Below are 24,326 nucleotides of genomic sequence, written 5' to 3' on the forward strand. Positions count from 1 at the left end.
AAAAGTGGAAAGGTGTTTCTCTTTATGAAGGTACTTTTAATCATTCCTGCTTACAATGAGGAAGAAAACATTTTGCGGACGATTGCTTCCATTGAAACATTTAAACAGGAAGTTACGCATTTTCAACATGAATTGGATTATGTGGTAATTAATGATGGCTCGACAGATGGAACCAAACAAATTTTAGAAGTCAACCAAATTAATGCCATTCATTTAGTGTTGAATTTAGGTATTGGCGGGGCGGTACAGACCGGCTATAAATATGCCTTAGAAAATGAGTATGATGTGGCGGTTCAGTTTGATGGTGATGGTCAACATGATATCAATAGTTTACCTATTTTACTGGAACCATTAGCAGAGGGTAAATGTGATTTTTCGATTGGCTCTCGTTTCATTCCTGGAAACGAAGCGGCTTTTCAAAGTACGAAAATGCGCCGTTTTGGTATTCGTTTGTTATCTTTTTGCATTCGAATGGCTTCTGGTAAAACAATTTATGATGTGACTTCTGGTTATCGAGCGGGAAATCGGAAAGTGATTTCTTTTTTTGCAAAGCGTTATCCGACAAATTATCCTGAGCCAGAATCGATTGTTCACTTAATTAAAAAACGTTTTGTGATTGTTGAAAGACCTGTCAATATGATGGAACGGCTTGGTGGTGTTTCTTCGATTCGTGCCTTGGCTTCTGTGAAGTATATGCTAGAAGTCGGCTCAGCAATTCTGATTGCTGCCTTTATGAAGGAGGGAGATTAATGCTACCAACCGTGTTATGGCTAGCTTTATTTTTATTTGCAATTGGCTTTTTCTTATACATTATTCGAGGGATTAATAAAAATATTTTTCTCCTAAAAAATGCTTTGATTTGGTTATTAATCTCAATTGTCTTAATTATTTTTGCTATTTTCCCGCATGTGGCAGAATGGTTAGCAATGGTCTTTGGGTTTGAAACAACATCAAACTTCTTATTATCAGCTGCGGTGATTGTCCTTTTAATCATGGAAATTAAAAATTCTGTGTTGATTTCAAAACACGAAAATCGCATTAAAACATTATTGCAAGAATTATCTATCATGAAATCTGAAGAAAATAAAAAAGATCGCTAATGTGTAGTGACCCTTAAAAGTTGGACCTGAAAGTCTAATATTTAAGGGTCAGCTCAATGAATAGCGATCTTTTTTATTTAAGATTCATAATCACAATGCCGACAATAATAACCACAGCACCAATAAGGGCATTCGTTGTGATTGTCTCTTTTAGAATAAGATTTGAAGCAATTAAAATAGCGATGTTTGTACAGGCAACGCCTAAAGGAACAATGTAAGAAACATCGGAACGACTAATAATTAACATCCATAAAATAAAACTAATTAAATAACAAAATAAACCTAATAAAGATATAAGTGAGATATTCATTGAAAAGATTGTTTGTTGGAGTTGGATGTTCAAACTGCTAGAACCTAGTTTAAATAAGACCAGACCAGCAGAAGACAGAAATACGTAAATAATAAAAAGAACCATAATTTCCCTTCTCTCAAAAATAGTTTCCGTGCAAAAAAATGCAAGACCTCCATTATTGTAGCATAATCTCCTAAAAATTGGACAAGATTTTTTAATATAGCGAAATCAGTTAAATTTTTCTTTATAAAAAGGGGTCTACTATTGAAAAGCTAGGCGTTTATCGATAAAATAGAAATGTTGTTTAAAATGGCATTTTTGTATCCAAAAATTTTAGATAAAAATAGTTTATTACGGAAGGAATAAGTATATGTTTAAAGAAACATTTTCAATTTTCAAGAATATTTTTCAGAACAAAAAATTGTTATTACAATTTTCATTTAATGATTTTAAGGCCAAGTATGCTGGTTCAGCACTAGGAATTGTCTGGGCTTTTTTAACGCCATTAGTAACTGTTTTGACGTATTGGTTTGTCTTTTCTGTAGGCCTTCGTTCTAGAGCTGGCGACAATATGCCATTCATTGTCTATTTAGTAACAGGGATGGTACCTTGGTTCTTCTTTTCAGATTCGTTATTATCAGCCACGAATGTGTTTCGTGAATATAGTTATTTAGTTAAAAAAGTCGTGTTTAATGTACAAATTTTACCAACGTCTAAAATTTTATCGAACTTGTACACCCACTTGTTTTTCATTCTAATTGGTTTTGTAATTACTACAGCTAACGGTTATTATCCAAGTTTGTACAGTTTGCAATTAATTTACTACTTAGCTTGTTTATTAGTCTTTTTAACAGCAATTACGTGGATTACTGCTTCAACACAACCATTTTTACCCGATATTATGCAATTTATCAATATCATTATGCAAACAGTTATGTGGACATTGCCAATTTTATGGCAACCAACTGGAATGATTGCGACAATCTTAAAAATCAATCCATTATATTATATTGTTCAAGGATACCGCGAATCTTATTTAGGCGGTGCATGGTTCTGGGAACATTGGCAATATAGCTTATATTTCTGGGGAGTTACTATTGTTTTACTATTAATTGGCTCAACCGTGTTTAGACGCTTAAAACCACATTTTTCAGATGTACTATAAGGAGAGAACGACATGTCAGAATATGCAATCGATATCCAACATATTACCAAAACATACAACATGTATAAAAAGCCGTCCGATCGGTTTAAAGAAGCGCTTAGTCCAACCAAAAAATCTTACCACGATTTGTTTTATGCGTTAGACGATGTCACGATGCAAATTAAAAAAGGCGAGATGATTGGCTTTGTCGGCGAAAATGGTTCTGGAAAATCAACCATGTTAAAAATTATTACAGGAGTATTAACGCCAACCTCCGGGTCCATGGTGATTAATGGGAAAATTTCAGCGTTGCTTGAATTAGGTTCAGGTTTTAACCCTGAATATTCAGGATATGAAAATATTTTCTTAAATGGAATGGTCTTGGGTTTTTCCCGAGAAGAGATGGAAGAGCGTGTCCAAGATGTCATTGATTTTGCTGACATCGGCGATCATTTGTATCAACCAGTTAAGACATACTCTAGTGGTATGTTTGTCCGCTTGGCTTTTGCGGTAGCCATTAACGTGGATCCCGATATTTTAATTGTCGATGAAGCGTTGGCTGTCGGGGATTTAGAGTTTCAATTAAAATGTATGGAAAAATTTACAGAAATTAAAAATTCTGGTAAAACAATTTTATTTGTTTCTCACGATGTAAACTCCATCCGCCGTTTTTGTGATAGAACTTTTTGGTTGCAACACGGGAAAGTCGTTGAATATGGAGATACGATGGACGTGACTACCAATTACGAAAACTTTTTGAAAAAGAAATCAATTAAAACAGTTGACCGCGAAGCGACCATGAAAGATGAAACCCCAACGCCAGATATTATTGAAGTGGATCATGCGGAACTTTTAAACGCGGATTATGAACCCTTAGAAATGGTAACGCAAGATGAAAAAGTGATTGTAAAAATTGAATATACTGTCAAAAATGACCAAATTAAGAAGCCTGTTTGTGGGGTCGCTATTCGAACAGTGGACAACCATTATGTCTGTGGCTTAAATACGTTATTAGATGGCGTGCAAATTCCTTGGAAAAAAGGACGGAATGTTTTTTATTTAGAATATGAAAAAATGTCATTATTAACAGGTGAATATTATTTTGATATTGCTTTCTTTGAGGAACATGCAACAGTCCCATTAGTCTACAAAACAAAATACGTGACGATGTTTATTACCGGTCGTTATGCCGGAGAAGGAATTGTCATCTTAGATCATAAATGGAAGGATACGACAAAAGATGAAGTATGATTTTGAAATGGAAACAGACGAGAGTACCAGTGTTGGGAAAATCGTAGCACAAATCAAAGAAAATAGTGATGTCTTGGAATTTGGTCCAGGTAATGGGCGAATGACTAGCTATTTGATGGAAGAAAAAAAGTGCCAGGTCTCAATTGTTGAATTAGACAAAGAACTTTATGATCATGTCAGTCAATTTTCAACAGATGCCTTTTATGGCAATATTGATGAAAATGATTGGGTCGAATACTTTGCTGGTAAGACGTTTGATTATATCGTTTTTGCAGATGTGTTGGAACATTTAATGAATCCTCAAAGCGCCTTAGCAAAAGTCAAACCATTTTTAAAACCAGGTGGTCAAATTTTAATCACGTTCCCTAATTTGGCGCATAATTCGGTCTTAATTGATTTATTTAATAATCGTTTAACGTGGAATGAAACTGGGCTGTTGGATGCTACGCATAAATCATTCTATTTACAAGAAGGATTTGAAAAAGTTTTTGCAGAAGTAGGTTTATACATTGCCAAAGAAGATTTTACATTTAATCAAGTTGGCTACAACGAAATTCCTACGACGTATGAAGCGTTACCTGTAGAAGTACAAGCAGCTTTTAAAGCGCGTCCCTTTGGCGAAGTGTATCAGTACTTTTTTGCCTTGACTGCTGAACCAGTAGAACAGCCAGAGCGAGTGACACCAGTAAATTCATACAATGAAAAAAACGTTCATATTTTAATTAATTGCGGCGAAGAAAAAGAGACTGAGTTGGATCAACCAGTTGATTTACAAAAACCTGAAACAAAACAGTTCCAACTGAAGATACCAGAAGACGTCCAACTGATAAAATTATTCCCAAGTTTAACGGGGGCAATTGTCAAATTATCCATGACGATAGACGGCGAGACAGTCCCAGTCGCAGCCACGAATGCTTTTCTGGTACAAGAGAATATCTATTATTTCTTAGATACGCAAGTACCTGTAATCGAAGTAACCGATGCACAAATGGCAGGCAAAGACCTGACAGTGGCCATTGATTATTTCTTTGAAGGCAATTATTCAGAACGTGAAAATACCTTTATTCATGCACTGTTAGATGAAAGAAATCAATTTTTAGAAGAAATGAATAAACAGACGGAGACTGCCCCTATGCCTACTGGAAAATATAAACGAATCACGTTAACTAAATTTGATAAAATGATTAATTTAACCATCGATGATATTGCTCGCGATGTAGAAAATAACGTTTCTGTTATCAGAGGGTGGGCGTATGACAAACAAACAAATTATCCGCTAAGATTCAGCATTGCAGAAGCTAGTGAATCAGTCACTTATACGGTGGAAACAGAATATCGTCGGGATGTTATTGATATGTTTGAATTAGAAGGCGATCAAGATTATGGTTTTGTCATTACGATTAAAGATCCAGAAGATTTACCAGCCTACACGTTAAACATTGACACCAAATCAGGTCAGAAGGTTCAATACGTGGTGGAGCGTCCAAACATGGTTCAACCAGGCACGAAATTTGATCGAGCATGGCGTTCGATTCAGACACGTGGTTTGATGGGCTCAGTGAAGTGGTACTTTAAACGACAAGAAAAAGCAGAAGCCCCTGTTGACGTGGAGGCAGTTTTAGCGGAAATTAAAACGTTCCAATTTCAGCCTAAAATTTCTGTCGCTGTGCCTGTTTATAATGTCGAAGAAAAATGGCTTGCAGCATGTGTCTCTTCTTTACAAAATCAGTACTATGAAAATTGGGAGTTATGTTTAGCAGATGATGCATCGCCAAGCGAACATATTAAGCCCATGCTAGAAAAATATAAAGAACTAGATCAACGAATCAAAGTTATTTATCGCGAAGAAAACGGACATATTTCAGAAGCAACTAACTCAGCTTTGTCGATTGCTACTGGCGATTTTGTTGGTTTCATGGATAACGATGATGAATTAGCGCCACAAGCATTATATGAAGTGGTCAAAGCTTTAAATACAGACCCAACGATTGATTTTCTTTATACTGATGAAGATAAAATTACAGAAAATGGTCGTCGCTTCAACGCGTTTTACAAATCGGACTGGAATCCAGAACTGATTTTAAACCATAATTACATTACACACTTTGTTGTTGTGAAACGTGATTTATTAGAAAAAGTAGGCGGACTGAACTCAGCATATAACGGCGCTCAAGACTATGATTTCGTATTACGAGCAACGGAACAAGCAACGAAAATCAAGCATATTCCTGGTATGATGTATCATTGGCGTGCCATTGAATCATCGACTGCTTTAAACCCTGAAAGCAAAGGTTACGCCTATGTAGCTGGTCAAAAAGCGGTCCAAGCGGCAACGGAACGCCGTGGCTTAAAAGCACAAGTAGAGATTGCCGAATTTTATGGTTCCTATAAAATTAACTATCTTTATGATCATGTGCCGATGGTATCATTGATTATTACGAATGATACAGAGAATATGAGTAGTTACTTACGTCAATTATTAGAAAAAACTGCCTATACAAATTATGAAATTCTATTGCCTGCACGCTTCGAGAATCAAATAAATATCCAAAATGACCGTCTTCGTTATGTTTCAACAGAAACTCGTCATGGCATGATTCAAGCTGCTAAGGGAGAATATGTGGCTTTATTAAATGCTGGATTGGTACCAACGAAAAATGATTGGTTAAAAGAGTTAATGAACATTGGTCAACAAGAGACCTCTGGTTTAGTGACTGGCCGCGTAGTTGACGCACGCTATCGCGTGGAAACAGTGGGAGTATCAGTTGATACAGACAAAGGTCGATTACTTTATCCTGAAAAAGGCACCCCTGGTAAAAGCTTAGGTTACTATTACAGAATTGCTTTACCAAGAAATATTCAAGCAGCAACTGAAGACTGCTTACTATTCAACAAACAACTTTACCTAAATTTAGAAGGAATTAACGAAAACTTAGGTAAAGAGTGGATGGGTGTCGATTTATCGTTACAATTTGCTAGCGCTGGTAAACGAAATGTATATGTGTCTTATGCAATTTTGAAAGCAGACGAAAAAATGCAAAACCATGATAAAAAAGGATCTTATAAAGAACTTGCGGAAAAATGGACCGCGGAAGCTTTAGTTGATCCCTACCGAAATCCGAAACATCTATAAGGAGAATGCACATGAATGAAGACATTAAGGTGATCTTTGATAGTATCTATCGCGACAAAACAACAAATAATTTAACCATTACAGGTTGGGCGTTAGATACAATCACTAAAGAAAGCCCAACTTTCACAATTAATAATGAAAACCAAGTGTCCGCTTATAACATTCAGCGCGTTTTACGTGAAGATGTTAATCAAATTTATCAAACAGAGCCTGCGATTGAAGCTGGCTTTGTTGTTACACTTGAAGGAATTAAACAAAAAAAAGTACTCCCTTTTCATTTTCAATCATCAGCACATGTTGTAACGGTGGATTTTCCCTTGAATAAAAAATATCCAGTGATTCCAGGGACAGAAGATAAAGTAACTCGTCTTTGGATAAAAGCCAAAAAAGGATTTAAGTATATGGCTAAAAATGGTATTTCTCATACCATTCAACGAGCGAAAATTGAGAAACTGAGAAATCAAGCTTCGTATCCTAACTGGTTAGCTAGAAATGAAGTACTAGACATAGAAGCGATGACACAAGAAATCGCAACATTTCATTACCAACCTAAAATTTCCATTGCGATGCCAGTGTATAATGTTGAAGAAAAATGGCTTCGGTTGTGCATTGATTCTATTTTGAATCAAGTCTATACTAATTGGGAATTATGTATGGCCGATGACGCCTCAACAGATCCCAATGTCAAAAAGATTTTAACAGAGTACCAACAATTGGATGAGCGAATTCGGGTCGTCTTTCGTGAACAAAATGGTCATATTTCCGAAGCAACCAACTCTGCTTTAGCGATTGCTACCGGAGAATTTGTCGCCTTACTAGACAACGATGATGAATTAGCGATCAATGCTTTTTATGAAGTGGTTAAAGTGCTGAATGAAAACCCAGAACTGGATTTAATTTATAGTGATGAAGATAAGATTGACATGGATGGAAATCGTTCTGATCCAGCCTTTAAACCAGATTGGTCACCTGATTTACTTTTAGGAACCAATTACATTTCGCATTTAGGCGTGTATCGTCGGAGTATTCTAGAAGAAATTGGTGGCTTTCGAAAAGGTTACGAAGGTTCTCAAGACTACGATTTAGTTTTAAGATTTACTGAAAAAACGACAAAAGAACGCATCAAACATATTCCAAAAGTTCTTTACTATTGGCGGATGCTGCCAACCTCAACAGCAGTGGATCAGGGCTCCAAAGGTTATGCTTTTGAAGCGGGGCTAAGAGCCGTGCAAGATGCGCTCGTTCGTCGAGGAATGAATGGTCATGCAACGCATGGGGCGGCGAATGGCTTATACGATGTTTATTATGACATTGAATCTGAAAAGTTAGTCTCAATTATTATTCCAACTAAAAATGGCTATAAAGACGTACAACGTTGTGTTTCATCGATTATTGAAAAAACAACCTACCAAAATTACGAGATTATTATGGCTGACAATGGAAGTACAGATCCAAAAATGCACGAATTATATGCAGAATTTGAACAACAATTACCTGGTCGCTTTTTCGTTGAATCAATCGATATTCCATTCAATTTCTCAACTATTAACAATCGTGCAGCGAAAAAAGCGCATGGAGAGTATTTATTATTTTTAAATAATGATACCGAAGTGATTACAGAGAATTGGTTAACCTTGATGGTTTCATTTGCTCAGCAAGAACGGATTGGCTGTGTAGGTGCGAAATTATTGTATCCAAATAATACGGTCCAACACGCAGGCGTTATTTTAGGATTAGGTGGTGTCGCTGGACATGGTCATTATGGTTATCCCCATGGTGACTTAGGCTATTTTGGTCGGTTAGCTATTAATGTTAATTATTCAGCAGTAACTGCCGCATGCTTACTTATGAAAAAAGCAGATTTTGATGCAGTTGGTGGTTTTGAAGAAGCGTTTACCGTAGCTTTCAATGATGTTGATTTATGCCTGAAAGTCCAAGCTTTAGGACGTGACAACGTCTGGCTTCATGAAGCAGAGCTTTATCATTTTGAATCTCAAACTCGTGGATATGATGATAAAGGCAAAAAGAAAAAACGTTTTGAACAAGAAAAAGTGATGATGGAAGAAAAATGGGGACCTTTAATTGAAAATGATCCATTTTATAATCCTAATCTGACAAGGGATATTCCCAACTTTTCATTACGAATTGACTAGATGCAATTGCGGATGACGAAATGGAGCGAAAAGATGGAACAACAACTAACTACAAGAAAAGAAAAACAACCATTACGCAACCAAGCTGAGCAGAGCGCTCGCTTGGTTGATCATTTGTTACGCTGGCGCTATCTGCTAGCGGCAGTCATTTTTATTTTACTGGTCGCCTTTAAAGTCCATGGTAGTTCATTAAACATGTGGGATGCGTATGTTTCTGAATATGCGGGTGGTCAAAAAAGTTCATTAATTGCTGGTGAACCAAGAGGTGTTCGCTCGGATGAATGGCTCGTTCAAACCCCATTTAGCCTCTCACAAACACAAACAGGTTTGAAAACACATAATGATGTGATTACGTTAAATGGGCAAGACATGGTGGTAGGTTATAATTCACCAGCGTGGAATTTGGCCACGTTAGCGAAACCTTTTACGTGGGGCTATGTACTATTAGGCAAAGAATATGGCTTATCGTGGTATTGGAATCTTAAATTAATTGGCTTAATTTTATTTTCTTTTGAAATTGGCTTGATCGTCACACGGCGGAATAAATATTTAGCTTTGTTAGCAAGTGTTTGGATTCCGTTTTCTTCGGCCCTTCAATGGTGGTTTGTCTCGCCAGTTGGAGATTTAGTATTTTTTGGCTTAGGTTTTTTAGTGGGAATTTATAATTATTTCTATTATCATAGTAGTGTTCGACGTCGTGTCATTTGTGCGATAACGGCTGTTATTATGGCTTCAGGATTTGTTTTAGTTATTTATCCTGCGTTACAAGTACCACTTGGTTATTTGATTTTATTATTTTTAATTTTATTCTTTTTAGAATTTCGTAAAAAAATTAAGTTGGATAAGTGGGATGGGGTCCTGATAGGTGGGGCACTCTTGATGACGGCGATTATTGTTGGCGGATCGCTATATGGCTCATTGGATTCCTTAAAAGCAGTAATGGATACCGCTTATCCAGGAAAACGGGTAAGTTTAGGTGGCGATATGCCTAAACGCGATATTTTGTTATTTTTAACAAATTGGAAAATGCCGTTTCAAGATGTTCCATATTCAAATAATTCGGAAATCAGTAGTTTTTATCAATTATTTTTTGTTATTTTGCCGCTCTCACCATTTATTTTTTATAAAAAAATCAAAGAAAACATTTACGGTTTTGTCTTATTCGTGTATTGTTTATTTAACTTAGTTTGGATGAGCGTTCAATTTCCAACAATTTTTGCTAAGTTGACATTGTGGTCTTATGTGCCAGAACAACGGGCGATGTTATCCTTCGGGTTTGCCGCTGTGTTGTTAAGTTTATGGTTCATCGATTATTTATGGAATCGCCAAGCAAAAATTCCAATGATGGCCTGGTTAGGGGCGCTAGGATTAAATGTTGTTCTGTATTTCTTTGTTTTATATACGGGCAATTTACGGTTATACGTTACACGAATGGACATCATTGGTGTCTTAGTTGTCGCTACCGTTTTAATTGTTGCTTTATTTAAACGTTGGCGCACGTTATTTGTCCTTGTCTTATTAGGAATCATTATGGTTTCTGGTGCCTTTGTTAATCCAATTTCTCGAGGCGTTTCTGCTGTCTATGGTAAAAAATTAGCGGTAGAAGTGGAAGAAATTAACAAAAAAGACCCCAACCAATTGTGGGTGGGCGAACGCTTGATGTATGGCTATTTGCCGATGTTAGGTGTGCATACATTTAACGGTGTTGCTTTTACACCTGACTTAGAGGCTTGGAAACCATTAGATCCAAAAGGAAAAGACACATTTATTTATAATCGCTATGCGCACATCAATGTTGAAGTAGGAAATCAGACCCCTGTTTTAGAGTTGATGCAAAAAGATGCGATTATTGCTCGTTTATCTCCAGAAAAATTAAAAGAATATGGGATTAAATATGCGGTCGTTTATAAACCATTAGAACCGTTAGACACACCAACGATTCATTTTGAAAAATTATATGGACCTGATCAGAACGGGGCATATATTTATCGAATAAACGACTAGTGATTCATTCATGGAATGAGGTTTGAATATGGGAAAAGTATTGAATAGAATCGGTCGACTTATTTTATTAGTTACAATGATCGGCTCGTATACGATGTGGGTCGTAGGAATTGATGCGCCAGTCACAAAATATATGTATGCCAATAGTTCAATTTTATTATTAATAGCAGTAATACTTGTACTGCTATTAAATTGTACGAAATTAAAATTTATTGACTGGCTGACCGTAGCGTTGGCGCTAGCCACCTGGCTCTTGTTTCACTTTACGGAATCAATCCGTCATAGCACGATGCAAACAGATACAATGATTCCTTTAATTATTTTGTTGGTCCTTTGTTTTAAAGTTTGTGTCTTTGATCGTTTGGATCAAACATTTTTATTAATTGTCTCTTTAGTTGCTTTGAGTGCGACTTTGTATCGGATGTCCGTGGAGTTGCCTCAGTTGATTCCAACAGACGAAATTTTTAAAGAATCAAATAAACTAGAAAGTATTTGGATTAATACCAATACGATTGGTGCAACGTTGATGTTTTCAACAATGATGGCCAGTAGTTTGATCAAAGCATATAGAAATAAGGTCTTTAACCTGCTGCTTTTACCTGTATACATTGGTGGTGTTTTAGGTACATGGGTCAGTCAATCCAAAACCTCTTTTGCCATTTTAGTTGGTTTTATTCTGGTGGATAATCTTTTACCAAAACGTTTCTTGCAACGTTCGAAAGTTTGGCTGTTTGGTTTTGTCGGAGTAGCTGCATTGGGACCATTGTTATTTTACTTATGTGCGGAAACAGATACTGTTGATTTATTTACAGGAAGAGAACGAATTTGGCATGAGTTTTTTGCTAAATGGTTATCTGATCCTCAACATATTAAAGTCGGTATGGAGCCTTTTGTGGCCTCATGGAAACCGCTGGGGACACATAATGCTTTTCTATTTACGTTAAGTAATTTTGGTGTCATTGGCTATCTGATTTTATTTGTTTTTTTAGTCAGTTTGATTTTATTGATTGGTTTCCGCAAAAAAACATTGGATCGTTTGCAAGTTAGTTTACTTTTAGGCTTCCTTTTAATCTGGATTCATTCATTTATGGAAGATATTTTATTAGCGCCTCATTGGATGCCAATTGTTTATAGTTTCCTTGGGCTAGCCTTCTACTTCCGGCCAGAGAAAAAACGAGGAAGACATGAAAGACCAACGACACCTAAAAGAAGAAAACGAGTGAAACAAACAAGTCCTGTTAGCAATGAAGAGCGCCCGATAGCACCTGTTGACGAAGAGGGCTGGGACCAACCTGAAGAATTAAGTCGTGTCCAAAGACATCGCAGATAATTTTCATCCTATAGAACTTTCTTGTCCGCTGACATTATGGTAATATAGGGGTTGCATGTTATTACAAATAATGTAATTACTGGAAGTGAAGAGAGGAAGTTTTTAATGACATCAAAAAGTGAATGGAGTAATGCAAGACGAATTGTAATTATTTTAGCAGACGTTTTGCTCTATAATTTATCAATCATCTTAGGGTTTATGGTGAAATTTGGCCGAGAAATTCCTTCATTTAACTTTGTGGCTTATGAAAAATCTGCAATTTACATTTCAATCTTTTTTATCTTTTTGAATTTGTTGTTAGGTGCGTATATTTTTTATAATCGCAAAATTAGTGACATCATTTTTGTCACGGTGATTGGTCAAATTTTAATGACTTTAACGATTATGATTGTGACATTTGCCGGACGTTGGTTTACGTTCCCGCGTTCTGTTTTAGGATATTCCTTTATAATCGGAATTATTGTTCTAAGTCTTTGGCGAATTCTTGTTTATTATCTTTACTTAAAGGTCAGCAATGAGCGAAAAGTTGTTTTACTAGGTAAAGAAAATCAAGTCATGCGTTCAATTCAAAACTTTATGTCTGATAAAAATAACAAGCATAAAGTAACGAGCGTTGTTGTCAGCAATTACTATGAAAACTTAAAAAAAATTATCGATGAAATCGATATTGTTTATATTTCAAGTAATGTTGATGAGAACGAAAAAGTAAAATTGTATCAATTAATTGTCAAACACAAGAAAAAAATCTTTTTAGATACAAGTTTTGAAAATCTAATTATGTTAAAACCAAACATGATGAACTTTGAAGATGAAAGTATTATCGAAGTCTCAAATTTTGAAATCCAACCAGAAGAGAATTTTATTAAACGTTTATTCGATATTTTAGTCTCTGTTTGCCTATTTGTGATTACCTCCCCCTTAATGCTTATTGCAGCGATTTTAGTCAAAGCAACCTCACCGGGACCAGTGATTTACAAACAAACTCGGATTACATTAGATCAACGTGAGTTCTCGATTTTAAAATTTAGAACGATGTCGGCAACAGCGGAAGCAAAATCAGGTCCAGTCTTATCTACAAGTAACGACAGTCGCGTCACTACAGTTGGTAAATACTTGCGCGCTTTACGTATTGATGAGTTGCCACAACTAATCAATGTTATTCGCGGGGATATGTCCATTGTCGGACCACGTCCTGAACGACCATTCTTTGTTGATCAATTTAATCAGGAAAACCCGAATTACTATTTACGTCACAATGTACGTGCGGGGATTACTGGCTATGCCCAAGTTTATGGGAAGTATGCTTCTGACTACAATAGTAAATTGAACTTTGATTTACTGTACATCAAGAATTATTCATTGCTATTGGATATGAAAATCCTGCTTCAAACCATCAAAATTCTCTTTGATAAAGTATCATCAAGAGGATTGGATGAGTCTGAAGAACGTGAAACGATTACTTGTTCTTATTTAAAAGAACGAAATATAAAGTTATTGAAATGAGGATTTTATTGTGGAGACTGTGCCTATAAGTATTCTAATGTCAATTTACAAAAATGAAAAACCAGAGTATTTAATTGACACAATGGAGAGTATTTTAAGACAAACTATTCAACCTGAAGAAATTTTTTTAGTAAAAGATGGCCCTTTAACGTTAGAACTAGATGAAGTTATTGATGAATATAAACGAAAATTAGGCAATCAACTAAGTCTTTACTCGTTATCAGAAAATAAAGGATTAGGTATAGCGTTGGCAGAGGGAGTTTTAAATTGCCGAAATGAGTTAATTGCAAGAATGGACACAGACGATATTATGGTAGAGGACAGATTGGAAGTTCAGTATAAATTATTTAAAGAAAACTCAAGTTTAGCGATTGTTGGTGGTAATATTATAGAATTTGAGGGGAATGTTACCAATATTTTGGGAAGACGTATAGTACCAGAAAGTAACGAGGAAATTCGCCGCTTTTCGAAAAGAAGAAATCCATTTAATCATATGACAGTTATGTATAAAAAAGAGGATATTATTCAGGTTGGTAACTATAAACCTTTGAAGGGGTTTGAAGATTATTATCTTTGGATAAGGCTGTTGAAACAAGATAAAAAAGCGGCAAATATAAATAAGATTTTGGTTTATGCTAGAGGCGGAAAAGATATGTATTCTAGGCGTGGCGGGATTAAATACCTAGTACCAGGATTAAAAGCGCGTAAAGTAATATATCGGGAAGGTTTAGGATCTTTTTCTGATTTTATATTTGTTTCTGCAGTACATTCAATTATTAGTTTACTTCCTAATGGTATACGTGGAGTGATTTATCAAAAAAGGTTGAGAAATAAATAATATTCAAGGAGAGAATAATGAAAAAAATTTTATTACTGTTGTTACTTCCTATTTGTTTTTGGAGCCAAACGGTTTTTGCTTCAGATAAGCTTCAGGAATCATATTTTACAGAAAACAATAAAATGGGGGATTACATTAAAGCATCAGAAGAAACAATTAATCTAGTTGCAATGAGATCTTTACAAAATTTATCACCAGTAAATGTTAATGCTGGTGATAAGAATACCCCTAGACAAGATTTTATTGATGTTTCTTCATGGAATGAGTATATATCTATTGAACAATATTCATTAATGAAAAATAAATATGGAATTAAAGGTGTGGTAGTAAAATTAACGGATGGTACATCCTATATAAATCCATACGCAGAAAGTCAAATTAGAAATGCCCAAAGTGCAGGCCTAGTAGTTTCTGTGTATCATTTTAGTAGATATACGACTTCTGAGGAAGCAATTCAAGAAGCAAATTATTTCGTAAATTATATGAAAAAATTGAAACTGAACTCAAGTACTATTGCAGTTAACGATGCTGAAGCAACGGAATTATTGCAGGGGGATGTAACTGAAAATAGTAAATCTTTTATAAATCAAGTTAAAGCACATGGATACAATTATTCACTTTTATATACAGGGAAAAATTGGTTAAATAGTGGTTATATTGATCCTAACCAATTTGGATATAAAAATATTTGGGTTGCTCAGTATCCCTTCTATCCCGCTGCAGATTCAATTTGGAATCAAGAATATGGGGCTTGGCAATGGAGCTCGCAGTTTTATTTTCCAGGTATTGCTCATCCTTTTGATATTTCTATGAGCTTTACTGACTATTTTGTGAAATCGCTTAGCGGTTATGATATCATTACAGAAGAGAAATCATTAATTAAGGACGGAAATATTTTATCTACTCCTTTTGATGAATATGGTAATAGACCATGGGGGACAGAAGGTTATCAAAAATTAGGATCTGTAACTCAGTTTTTAAACAAAGACATAAAAGTTAAAAAAGAAGCGGTAACGACATCTAACAATAAGTATTATCAGTTTGAATCTGATGGAAATAATTATTGGACTGACTACAGAAATATCAAACTATTTGACCAAATCGTTTCAGAAAAGCCAATAGATGCAGATGGGACTATCCAATATTTTGAGTATTCAGAGTATGGAAGTGTTCCGTGGGGAACAAGAGGGTACCAATCATTAGGCGTATTGAAGAATTCTATCGGAAAAACAGTAGAAATAACTAAAGAAGTGACAACCTCAGGGAACAATACGTACTATGAATTTGAGCTGAATGGACAGAAGTATTATGGGGATGTCCGGAACTTTAAGTTAAAACAATACGATCAAATCGTTTCAGAAAAACCGCTAGACGCAGATGGTACCATTCAATATTTTGAGTATTCAGAGTATGGAACTGTTCCGTGGGGAACAAGAGAGTACCAATCATTAGGCGTATTGAAAAATTCTATTGGAAAAACAGTAGAAATAACTAAAGAAGTGACAACCTCAGGGAACAATACGTACTATGAATTTGAGCTGAATGGACAGAAGTATTATGGGGATGTCCGGAACTTTAAGTTAAAACAATACGATCAAATCGTTTCAGAAAAACCGCTAGACGCAGATGGTACCATTCAATATTTTGAGTATTCAGAGTATGGAAGTGTTCCGTGGGGAACAAGAGGGTACCAATCATTAGGCGTATTGAAGAATTCTATCGGAAAAACAGTAGAAATAACTAAAGAAGTGACAACCTCAGGGAACAACACGTACTATGAATTTGAGCTGAATGGACAGAAGTATTATGGAGATGTCCGGAACTTTAAGTTAAAACAATACGATCAAATCGTTTCAGAAAAACCGCTAGACGCAGATGGTACCATTCAATATTTTGAGTATTCAGAGTATGGAAGTGTTCCGTGGGGAACAAGAGGGTATCAATCATTAGGCGTATTGAAAAATTCTATTGGAAAAACAGTAGAAATAACTAAAGAAGTGACAACCTCAGGGAACAATATGTACTATGAATTTGAGCTGAATGGACAGAAGTATTATGGGGATGTCCGGAACTTTAAGTTAAAACAATACGATCAAATCGTTTCAGAAAAGCAAATAGATGCAGATGGGACTATCCAATATTTTGAGTATTCAGAGTATGGAAGTGTTCCGTGGGGAACAAGAGAGTACCAATCATTAGGCGTATTGAAGAATTCTATTGGAAAAACAGTAGAAATAACTAAAGAAGTGACAACCTCAGGGAACAATACGTACTATGAATTTGAGCTGAATGGACAGAAGTATTATGGAGATGTCCGGAACTTTAAGTTGAAACAATACGATCAAATCGTTTCAGAAAAACCACTAGACGTAGATGGCACCATTCAATATTTTGAGTATTCAGAGTATGGAAGTGTTCCATGGGGAACAAGAGGGTACCAATCATTAGGCGTATTGAAGAATTCTATCGGAAAAACAGTAGAAATAACTAAAGAAGTGACAACCTCAGGGAACAATACGTACTATGAATTTGAGCTGAATGGACAGAAGTATTATGGAGATGTCCGGAATTTTAAGTTGAAACAATACGATCAAATCGTTTCAGAAAAATCGCTAGACGCAGATGGTACCATTCAATATTTTGAGTATTCAGAGTATGGAAGTGTTCCGTGGGGAACAAGAGGGTATCAATCATTAGGCGTATTGAAGAATTCTATCGGAAAAACAGTAGAAATAACTAAAGAAGTGACAACCTCAGGGAACAATACGTACTATGAATTTGAGCTGAATGGACAGAAGTATTATGGGGATGTCCGGAACTTTAAGTTGAAACAATACGATCAAATCGTTTCAGAAAAACCACTAGATGCAGATGGCACCATTCAATATTTTGAGTATTCAGAGTATGGAAGTGTTCCGTGGGGAACAAGAGGGTACCAATCATTAGGCGTATTGAAGAATTCTATCGGAAAAACAGTAGAAATAACTAAAGAAGTGACAACCTCAGGGAACAATACGTACTATGAATTTGAGCTGAATGAACAGATGTATTATGGGGATATCCGTAACTTTGAGTTGAAACAATAGTAAAAAAGGTGTACGTAAAAGTTTATGTACACCTTTTTAAGTAAAATCGTAATTTTTTTGACTTTCCAGCATAGAAAAGTGTATCATAGAATGAATTAGTTTAAAAGAAATGAGTTAGGAGATAAGATGAAATTAGTCAGTGTAGTCATACCCGTATATAATGTAGAAAAATATGTAGAAAAATGTTTAGACTCAGTTATTAATCAAACCTATCAAAATTTAGAAATTATCATTGTTAATGATGGATCCACCGATAATTCTTTAAGTGTTTGTCAAAAAAAGAAACTATCAGATTCCAGAATAAAATTAATTAACAAGGAGAATGGAGGACTCTCTTCTGCTAGAAATGCTGGGATTGAATGTGCACAAGGTGAATTTATCTGTTTTATCGATAGTGATGACTGGATCGAGCTGGATTATATTGAAGTGTTATTGAACGGAATGGAAAATACGAATGTGGATATATCGGTTATTCAGATGATTAAAGTAAAGGATTTTAATAAAATTGCCTTTCAAAGTGAAAGCCAAACTAAGTGGGACATATTCGAACGAGAAACTGCAATGAGAGAACTATTCTCAAGTAATTTAATTGGTTATTCGGCAAATAATAAGTTATATAGAATTAGTTTGTTTAAAAGCATAAGATACCCAGAAGGGATGTTAATGGAAGATAAAGGAACTACGTATCGTTTAATTGATAGTTCAACCAAAGTTGCTGTTAATGGTTCTACTAAGTATCACTACTATTTACGAGATAATAGTATTTTAAGAACAGATTTTAATCAAAAAAATTTTGATTCTTTTATTATCCATGAAGAAATTTTAAATTTTATGGATGAACATTATCCGAGTATAAGTCCTAAAGTAAAGTCTAGATATGTCTATGAAGCAATTAGAATGATGATGAGAATGATTGAAAGTAATTATACCTCAAAATTAGATTATACTAAATGTATGGATATTGTAGAAAAATATCAAAGTGAAGTACTAAATGATAATAAGATATCTGTTAAGCTTAAATTAATCACAAAACTATTAGTTAAGTTTCCTAGTTTACCAAGTCGCATCTCTAAGAATAAATTAATCGCTAAAATATTTAAAAAAATGGAAGGGATTAACCGATGATAATAAAGATAAAAAAATTTCTTTCACGCTATATTTATCCTGTGTTTTTTTTACTGTTGCCTATTCAAAATAAAAAAATATTTTTTTCTAGTTTTGGTGGGAGAAACTATTCAGGTAATCCGCGAAGAATATCTGAAGAGCTTTATAAATTGAATCCTAAACTAAAGTATATATGGTGCATTAATAAAGATGTTTCTGTTAAAAACCTGCCACCATATATAAAACGTGTTGACAATAATTCGCTTTTGGCTACTTTTCATCTATATACAAGTAAAGTTTGGATTGATGACTCAAGAAAAACAATTTTTTTTAAAAAACGTAAAAATCAGATTTACTTTCAAACATGGCATGGAACTCCCTTGAAAAAAATAGAGTTTGATGCCGTGGATAAACTCCCAAATAGTTATTTAAACTATGCTCTAAAAGATTCAGAAAGCTTAGACTATCTACTTTCTGGTAATAAGTATAGTAGTGATATCTATGCTTCTGCTTTTAGAATAGATGAAAATAAAATTGCTAATGTTGGAACGCCGAGAAATGATCAATTATGCCTAAAAATTGATAAAGAAGTTTCGTTGTTTGAAAAAGAAACTTTTAAGTTGCTATTTGCACCAACTTTTAGAAATAATAAAGCTGATAATGGTCAAAAGCAACTAGATATTTTAGGTATTCCGTACCTAGTTAAATATTTTGAATCACTCAATAAAAAAGTAGAAATTTATTTGAAATTTCATCCTAATGTAAATCAAAGCCTAATTAAGCAGGTAGAAATACGAGATTTGATAAAAAAATATTCAGTTCACTTAATCGATAATAATGTAAGTTCAGAAGATACGTTTCTTGATATGGATTTACTGATTACCGACTACTCGTCTATTTTCTTTGATTTTGCATTATTAAATAAGCCGATTATTCTTTTAAACTATGATGAAGATGAGTATAAGAAGGAAAGAGGATTTTATATTGATTTAGATTATTTACCTTTGCCGAAAGCAAAAAGTTACCAAGAAATTTTGGCTATTTTCGAACATGATAGAGAAACGTTGATAGAAGGTCCTAAAATGTTACTGAAAAAAATAGGTAATTTTGAAACCGGAAAAGCAACAAATTTTGTCACTGAAAAAATATTAGAAAATATTGAGAGATGATAGAGAAATATGAAAAAATTCATTAGTGATGTTTTGTTTAATGCAACTTACCAAGTATTATTAATTATACTGCCAATTATAACAATGCCTATACTTAGTCGTCGGCTGGGAACAGAAGGATTAGGGATATACAGTTATGTATTCTCTATCGCTCAGTTTTTAATGATCTTGATATCAGTTGGGATGAATCCCCTTAGAATTAGAAGAATAGCACAAAATAAATTTAATAAAGATGAATTAAATAAAGAATTTTGGAATCTTTTTATCATGCAAGCATTAATTGGATTAGTGATCACAACTATATATTTTTTCGCAATTTTTTTATTTAAAATTGAGTATAAAGAATTATATTATATACAATTAATTTTTTTAATAGGTACAACCTTTGATATTGCTTGGTTTTTTCAAGGTATTGAACAATTTGCTCAGGTAGTTATTAGAAATGTGATCATAAAATTGTTATCAGTATTGTTGATTATCTTGTTAGTGAAAAACGATAAAGATTTACCTTTGTATGTTTTAATTACATCTGCATCTACTGTAGTTGGAAGTTTAATTTTTTGGCTGAGTCTAAAAAATAAAATTTCTAAACCTAACTTTTCTATGCCTATTTTTAAATCTTTATGGAAACCTAGTTTGATTATCCTTTTGCCACAAGTGTTTATGCAAGTTTATACGACTTTGGATAAAACGGTAGTGGGATCTTTAACTACCAATACAGAGCTTTCTTACTATGATCAGTCTCAAAAAATTGCAAGAATTCTACTAACATTACTCTCATCTTTAACTATTGTTATGTTACCTAAAATGACTGGAGCTATCAAAAATGGGGATAATGATAAGGTATATATGTATACTAAAAAGGCATTTAATTATACGTTGACTTTTTCATTAATTTTGTTTTCTATTATTTTTGCTAATACGAAAGAGTTTGTTGTATGGTTTTTTGGACCTAAATTTGTTCCTATGACCGCAAATATGATGATTGTCTCATTTATTATTATATTAAATCCGATTGGAGGGATTTTCTCTAATCAGTTTGCTTTGGCTATGGAAAAAGACAAAGAATATGGAATCCCATTAATAATTGGTTCAATTGTTAGTTTACTTGGCAATTATATTCTTGTTCCAATTTATAATGCATTAGGTGCGACTATTGTACTAGTTTTTGTAGAACTCATCGTTTGCATATTAAGAATAGTATTGATTAAAGATTTTATTAATTTACAATTTTTAATTACCAAACAGATACTTATTGAATTGGGCTTAACAATAGCAATTACAATTACTGGGCTTCTATTACCTTCAATTTTTGCTAATTCTTTTTTTAACATTGCATATAAATCAATGGTCATGTTATTATTGTTTGGTATCATATTATTTACGACTAAAAGTGAAGTTGTGTTAGATGTAAAAAAAATACTAAAAGGAACTAAAAATTAATGAAAAAACATGTTTACTTAATCATGGCGCATGACAATTTCGATATGTTAAGCTTATTGTTAAAAGAGTTAGATGATATTAGAAATGATATTGTAATTCATATTGATAAAAAATCTAGTAATGTTAATATAGCTGATTTAAAAACACATTGTCAGTATTCGGAAGTTTCTTTTATTGAAAGTATTTCTGTAACATGGGGGGCTTATTCACAAATTGAATGTGAACTGGCATTACTTAAAGCTGCTGTGAAAAGAAATTATAATTATTATCATTTGATTTCTGGGCTTGATTTTCCTCTTAAAAGTCAAGATTATATTCATGAATTTTTTGATAAAAATGATGGAAAAGAATATATACAATTTCAGCAGCCAAAAATTAAACAAAGAAATTTAGAGCGTGTTATGTATTACTACCCATTTCAAGAAAAAGTTGGTAAGAAAAAAAATTTTTTATGGTTTTTAGGTAAACTGTATAAAATTATTCAAAAATTTTTAAATAGTAATAGAATAAAATCAGATAAATATACATTTCAAATGGGGGCAAATTGGTTTAGCATAACTAACGATTTGGCCAAATATGTGTTAGAGCAGGAAAAGTTTATTAATGATTATTTTAAAGATACGATTAACGGAGATGAATTATTTCTACAAACGATTGTTTATAACTCTAAATTTTTAGAAAAAGTAAATACACCCAATTTTGATAATTCTTGTCATTCAAATATGCGTTATGTAGTATGGGAAAATGATACACCAAAATATTTTTGTGACAGCGATTATGATATGCTGATTAACAGAGAAGAATTATTTGCTAGAAAATTTAATGTATCATATTCTGGTCAGTTAGTAAATAAATTAAAAAATGCGAAAGAGAGGAGATATAAATGAGAAAGATAATAACATATGGTACCTTCGATTTGTTACATTATGGACATATTAATCTTTTAAGAAGAGCGAAAGAAAGAGGAGACTATTTAATCGTTGGACTATCTACAGATGAATTCAATTGGGAAGAAAAAGGAAAGAAAACCTATTTTTCTTTTGATAAGAGGAAAAAATTATTAGAAGCTATCAGATATGTAGATTTAGTTATTCCGGAAAATAGCTGGCAACAAAAGATTCAAGATATTAAAGAATTTCATGTCGCTGAATTTGTGATAGGTGATGATTGGTCAGGGAAATTTGACTTTATCGCTAATGAAACTAATGCGGAGGTTATTTATTTACCAAGAACACCTGAAATATCAACAACTCAGATAAAAAAAGATTTAGAAAATAAAACATTTTAAGTTTTTAGGTATCATAATATTTGTATTTAAAGCGTAAATTTGTATGAGGAAGTGGATAACTAGATGCTAAAACCAAATAGCACACTAAAGAATATAAAAGGAATATATATCTTATATTTTGAGCTGATATTAATTTTTCGTACAATCGGGCCATTAATATTAATGCCCAACTTGTTGGATAAACTATTCTTTGTATCATCTGGTCTTATAGGATTAACAATTATTTTTATTGATGCAATTGATTCTATTAAAAAGAGTAATCAAAAAAAATTTGACATATGGCTCATATTATTTATTGCTATTATGTTGATATCTAGTTTAGTCAATATAAAGTATGGATTGGTTGGTAATTTAAAATTAATTATGTGGCAAGCTATATACTTTTTTGTAATATTTCAATATGGCAAAGATTATGGTAAAAAAGATAAGATTTTTGATTATTTTTTTGTTATATTAATAATCTTCTGGTTCTTTTCTGCTATTATTTCTTTATGGATGTTTTTTACGCAATTTGGCGTTAAAATTCCTATGGATAACCGTTATTATCCATTACGTATGGGATTTCTAGGAAATAGACTTTTCGGAGTGTTTCCAGACCCAAATTTTGGAGCTACTATATCCGTTGTTGTAATTTTACTTTCTGTTTATTATATTAAAACAAATTCTAATAGAACGTTTACTTTATTTAATAGCCTTAATATTTTGTTACAGTTAATGTTTATATCGCTATCAGGGTCTAGAACTGCATTAATTGTGTTATTAACAGTAACTGCTGTAGGTATGTTTTTTGTTAGCTATCATAGCAAAAAGATAGATTCTCAGAAATTATTTTTACGTTGGATTCTATCTATAATTAGTTCGCTCCTCACTATTGCGGTCTTGTACTTGATAATTGATGCTCTTAAAACAGGTTTATCATATATTCCAAGCCTTTTGCAAATGAAAGAAGCTTCGCTTCCTACGATTGATACTAAGAATAATTTGAATAAAGTAAACTTAGACAGACCAGATGTTTCTAATGGCGGTGATATATCTAATTTACGATTTTCTCTTTGGAGTAGTGCTGTTGAGATATTTAAATCAAGTTGGTTAGTAGGAGCTTCAGCTGCTAACTATATCCCATACGCACATGATGTTTTACCTGATTCATTTATAGGGCAAAATACATTAACAACACATAATTTTGTGTTCTTAATCATGGCTTCTACAGGAGCTTCTGGATTATTAGTTTTCTTTATATTCTTTATAAATAAAATATACATTTCTTTAAAATATTTATTTGGTAACAGTAGTTTGATTCAAGATATGAATTTTTACGTAATACTTAGTGTTTTAGCTATTACAATATCAGCATTGTTTATTACCGAGCTAGTGTTAGTGAGTACAATTGGTGCTGTTGTGATTTGGCTCTTTTTAGGTAAAATTACATCTTTAGAAAATAAAAAATAAAGATTCTTTGTCAAAATAATGTTGACAAAGAGAAATTAT

18 protein-coding genes are annotated in these 24,326 nt (G+C 33.5%); 17 read left to right on the forward strand and 1 reads right to left on the reverse strand.

Going from position 1 to position 24,326, the window contains the following annotated elements; translation table 11 throughout:
* Window positions 1–24 precede the first annotated feature (24 nt).
* Both IGK86_RS05405 and IGK86_RS05410 read left to right on the forward strand, forming a co-directional pair.
* On the forward strand, window positions 25–750 hold the full coding sequence (locus tag IGK86_RS05405; RefSeq protein WP_016616592.1) for a glycosyltransferase family 2 protein: 726 nt from the start codon (window positions 25–27) through the stop codon (window positions 748–750).
* Window positions 750–1,100, forward strand: coding sequence for a DUF2304 domain-containing protein (locus IGK86_RS05410; RefSeq protein ID WP_002370376.1), 351 nt, complete (start codon window positions 750–752; stop codon window positions 1,098–1,100). The genes IGK86_RS05405 and IGK86_RS05410 overlap by 1 nt, the downstream gene beginning before the upstream one ends.
* A 73-nt stretch (window positions 1,101–1,173) precedes the next feature.
* Here IGK86_RS05410 and IGK86_RS05415 read toward each other — a convergent pair whose 3' ends face one another.
* Window positions 1,174–1,515 carry an EamA family transporter gene (locus IGK86_RS05415; RefSeq protein ID WP_002356899.1) on the reverse strand — a complete coding sequence of 114 codons (342 nt, stop codon included), beginning with the start codon at window positions 1,513–1,515 and terminating at the stop codon, window positions 1,174–1,176.
* A gap of 247 nt (window positions 1,516–1,762) precedes the next feature.
* Between IGK86_RS05415 and IGK86_RS05420 the strand changes: the two genes are divergently transcribed.
* From IGK86_RS05420 to IGK86_RS05490, 15 genes are all read left to right on the forward strand, one after another.
* On the forward strand, window positions 1,763–2,557 hold the full coding sequence (locus tag IGK86_RS05420; protein WP_002356900.1) for an ABC transporter permease: 795 nt from the start codon (window positions 1,763–1,765) through the stop codon (window positions 2,555–2,557).
* A gap of 12 nt (window positions 2,558–2,569) precedes the next feature.
* The gene (locus IGK86_RS05425; protein WP_002356901.1) at window positions 2,570–3,787 is read left to right on the forward strand and encodes an ABC transporter ATP-binding protein; all 1,218 of its coding nucleotides are present in this window, start codon (window positions 2,570–2,572) and stop codon (window positions 3,785–3,787) included.
* Window positions 3,777–6,920: a glycosyltransferase gene (locus tag IGK86_RS05430; RefSeq protein ID WP_010828888.1), complete on the forward strand. Its 3,144-nt coding sequence runs from the start codon at window positions 3,777–3,779 to the stop codon at window positions 6,918–6,920. Before IGK86_RS05425 ends, IGK86_RS05430 begins: the two co-directional genes overlap by 11 nt.
* 11 nt (window positions 6,921–6,931) lie before the next feature.
* Window positions 6,932–9,073: a glycosyltransferase family 2 protein gene (locus IGK86_RS05435; RefSeq protein WP_016616591.1), complete on the forward strand. Its 2,142-nt coding sequence runs from the start codon at window positions 6,932–6,934 to the stop codon at window positions 9,071–9,073.
* On the forward strand, window positions 9,074–11,077 hold the full coding sequence (locus tag IGK86_RS05440; RefSeq protein ID WP_002409623.1) for a DUF7657 domain-containing protein: 2,004 nt from the start codon (window positions 9,074–9,076) through the stop codon (window positions 11,075–11,077).
* Window positions 11,078–11,105: 28 nt separating this feature from the next.
* The gene (locus tag IGK86_RS05445) at window positions 11,106–12,407 is read left to right on the forward strand and encodes an EpaQ family protein (RefSeq protein ID WP_002362923.1); all 1,302 of its coding nucleotides are present in this window, start codon (window positions 11,106–11,108) and stop codon (window positions 12,405–12,407) included.
* A gap of 105 nt (window positions 12,408–12,512) precedes the next feature.
* A complete protein-coding gene (locus IGK86_RS05450; protein ID WP_002362924.1) occupies window positions 12,513–13,910 on the forward strand; it encodes a sugar transferase in 1,398 nt (465 codons plus the stop codon).
* A 10-nt stretch (window positions 13,911–13,920) separates the two neighbouring features.
* Window positions 13,921–14,748: a glycosyltransferase gene (locus IGK86_RS05455; protein WP_002404148.1), complete on the forward strand. Its 828-nt coding sequence runs from the start codon at window positions 13,921–13,923 to the stop codon at window positions 14,746–14,748.
* 17 nt (window positions 14,749–14,765) lie between these two features.
* Window positions 14,766–17,834 (forward strand): GW dipeptide domain-containing protein, encoded by a 3,069-nt coding sequence (locus IGK86_RS05460; protein WP_438742137.1) that lies wholly within the window; start codon window positions 14,766–14,768, stop codon window positions 17,832–17,834.
* Between the two features lie 126 nt (window positions 17,835–17,960).
* Window positions 17,961–18,959 carry a glycosyltransferase family 2 protein gene (locus IGK86_RS05465; RefSeq protein WP_002359913.1) on the forward strand — a complete coding sequence of 333 codons (999 nt, stop codon included), beginning with the start codon at window positions 17,961–17,963 and terminating at the stop codon, window positions 18,957–18,959.
* Window positions 18,956–20,107: a CDP-glycerol glycerophosphotransferase family protein gene (locus tag IGK86_RS05470; protein ID WP_002364275.1), complete on the forward strand. Its 1,152-nt coding sequence runs from the start codon at window positions 18,956–18,958 to the stop codon at window positions 20,105–20,107. Before IGK86_RS05465 ends, IGK86_RS05470 begins: the two co-directional genes overlap by 4 nt.
* A gap of 9 nt (window positions 20,108–20,116) precedes the next feature.
* The gene (locus tag IGK86_RS05475; RefSeq protein ID WP_002364274.1) at window positions 20,117–21,550 is read left to right on the forward strand and encodes an oligosaccharide flippase family protein; all 1,434 of its coding nucleotides are present in this window, start codon (window positions 20,117–20,119) and stop codon (window positions 21,548–21,550) included.
* Window positions 21,550–22,437: a beta-1,6-N-acetylglucosaminyltransferase gene (locus IGK86_RS05480; protein ID WP_002370370.1), complete on the forward strand. Its 888-nt coding sequence runs from the start codon at window positions 21,550–21,552 to the stop codon at window positions 22,435–22,437. The genes IGK86_RS05475 and IGK86_RS05480 overlap by 1 nt, the downstream gene beginning before the upstream one ends.
* Window positions 22,434–22,838 (forward strand): glycerol-3-phosphate cytidylyltransferase, encoded by a 405-nt coding sequence (gene tagD, locus IGK86_RS05485; RefSeq protein ID WP_002359917.1) that lies wholly within the window; start codon window positions 22,434–22,436, stop codon window positions 22,836–22,838. Before IGK86_RS05480 ends, tagD begins: the two co-directional genes overlap by 4 nt.
* Window positions 22,839–22,901: 63 nt before the next feature.
* Window positions 22,902–24,287, forward strand: a complete 1,386-nt coding sequence (locus IGK86_RS05490) for an O-antigen ligase family protein (RefSeq protein ID WP_016617561.1) — start codon at window positions 22,902–22,904, stop codon at window positions 24,285–24,287.
* Window positions 24,288–24,326: the final 39 nt, after the last annotated feature.

This window comes from Enterococcus sp. DIV1206 (assembly GCF_051712485.1).
In the GTDB taxonomy this organism is placed as follows: Bacteria; Bacillota; Bacilli; order Lactobacillales; family Enterococcaceae; genus Enterococcus; species Enterococcus faecalis.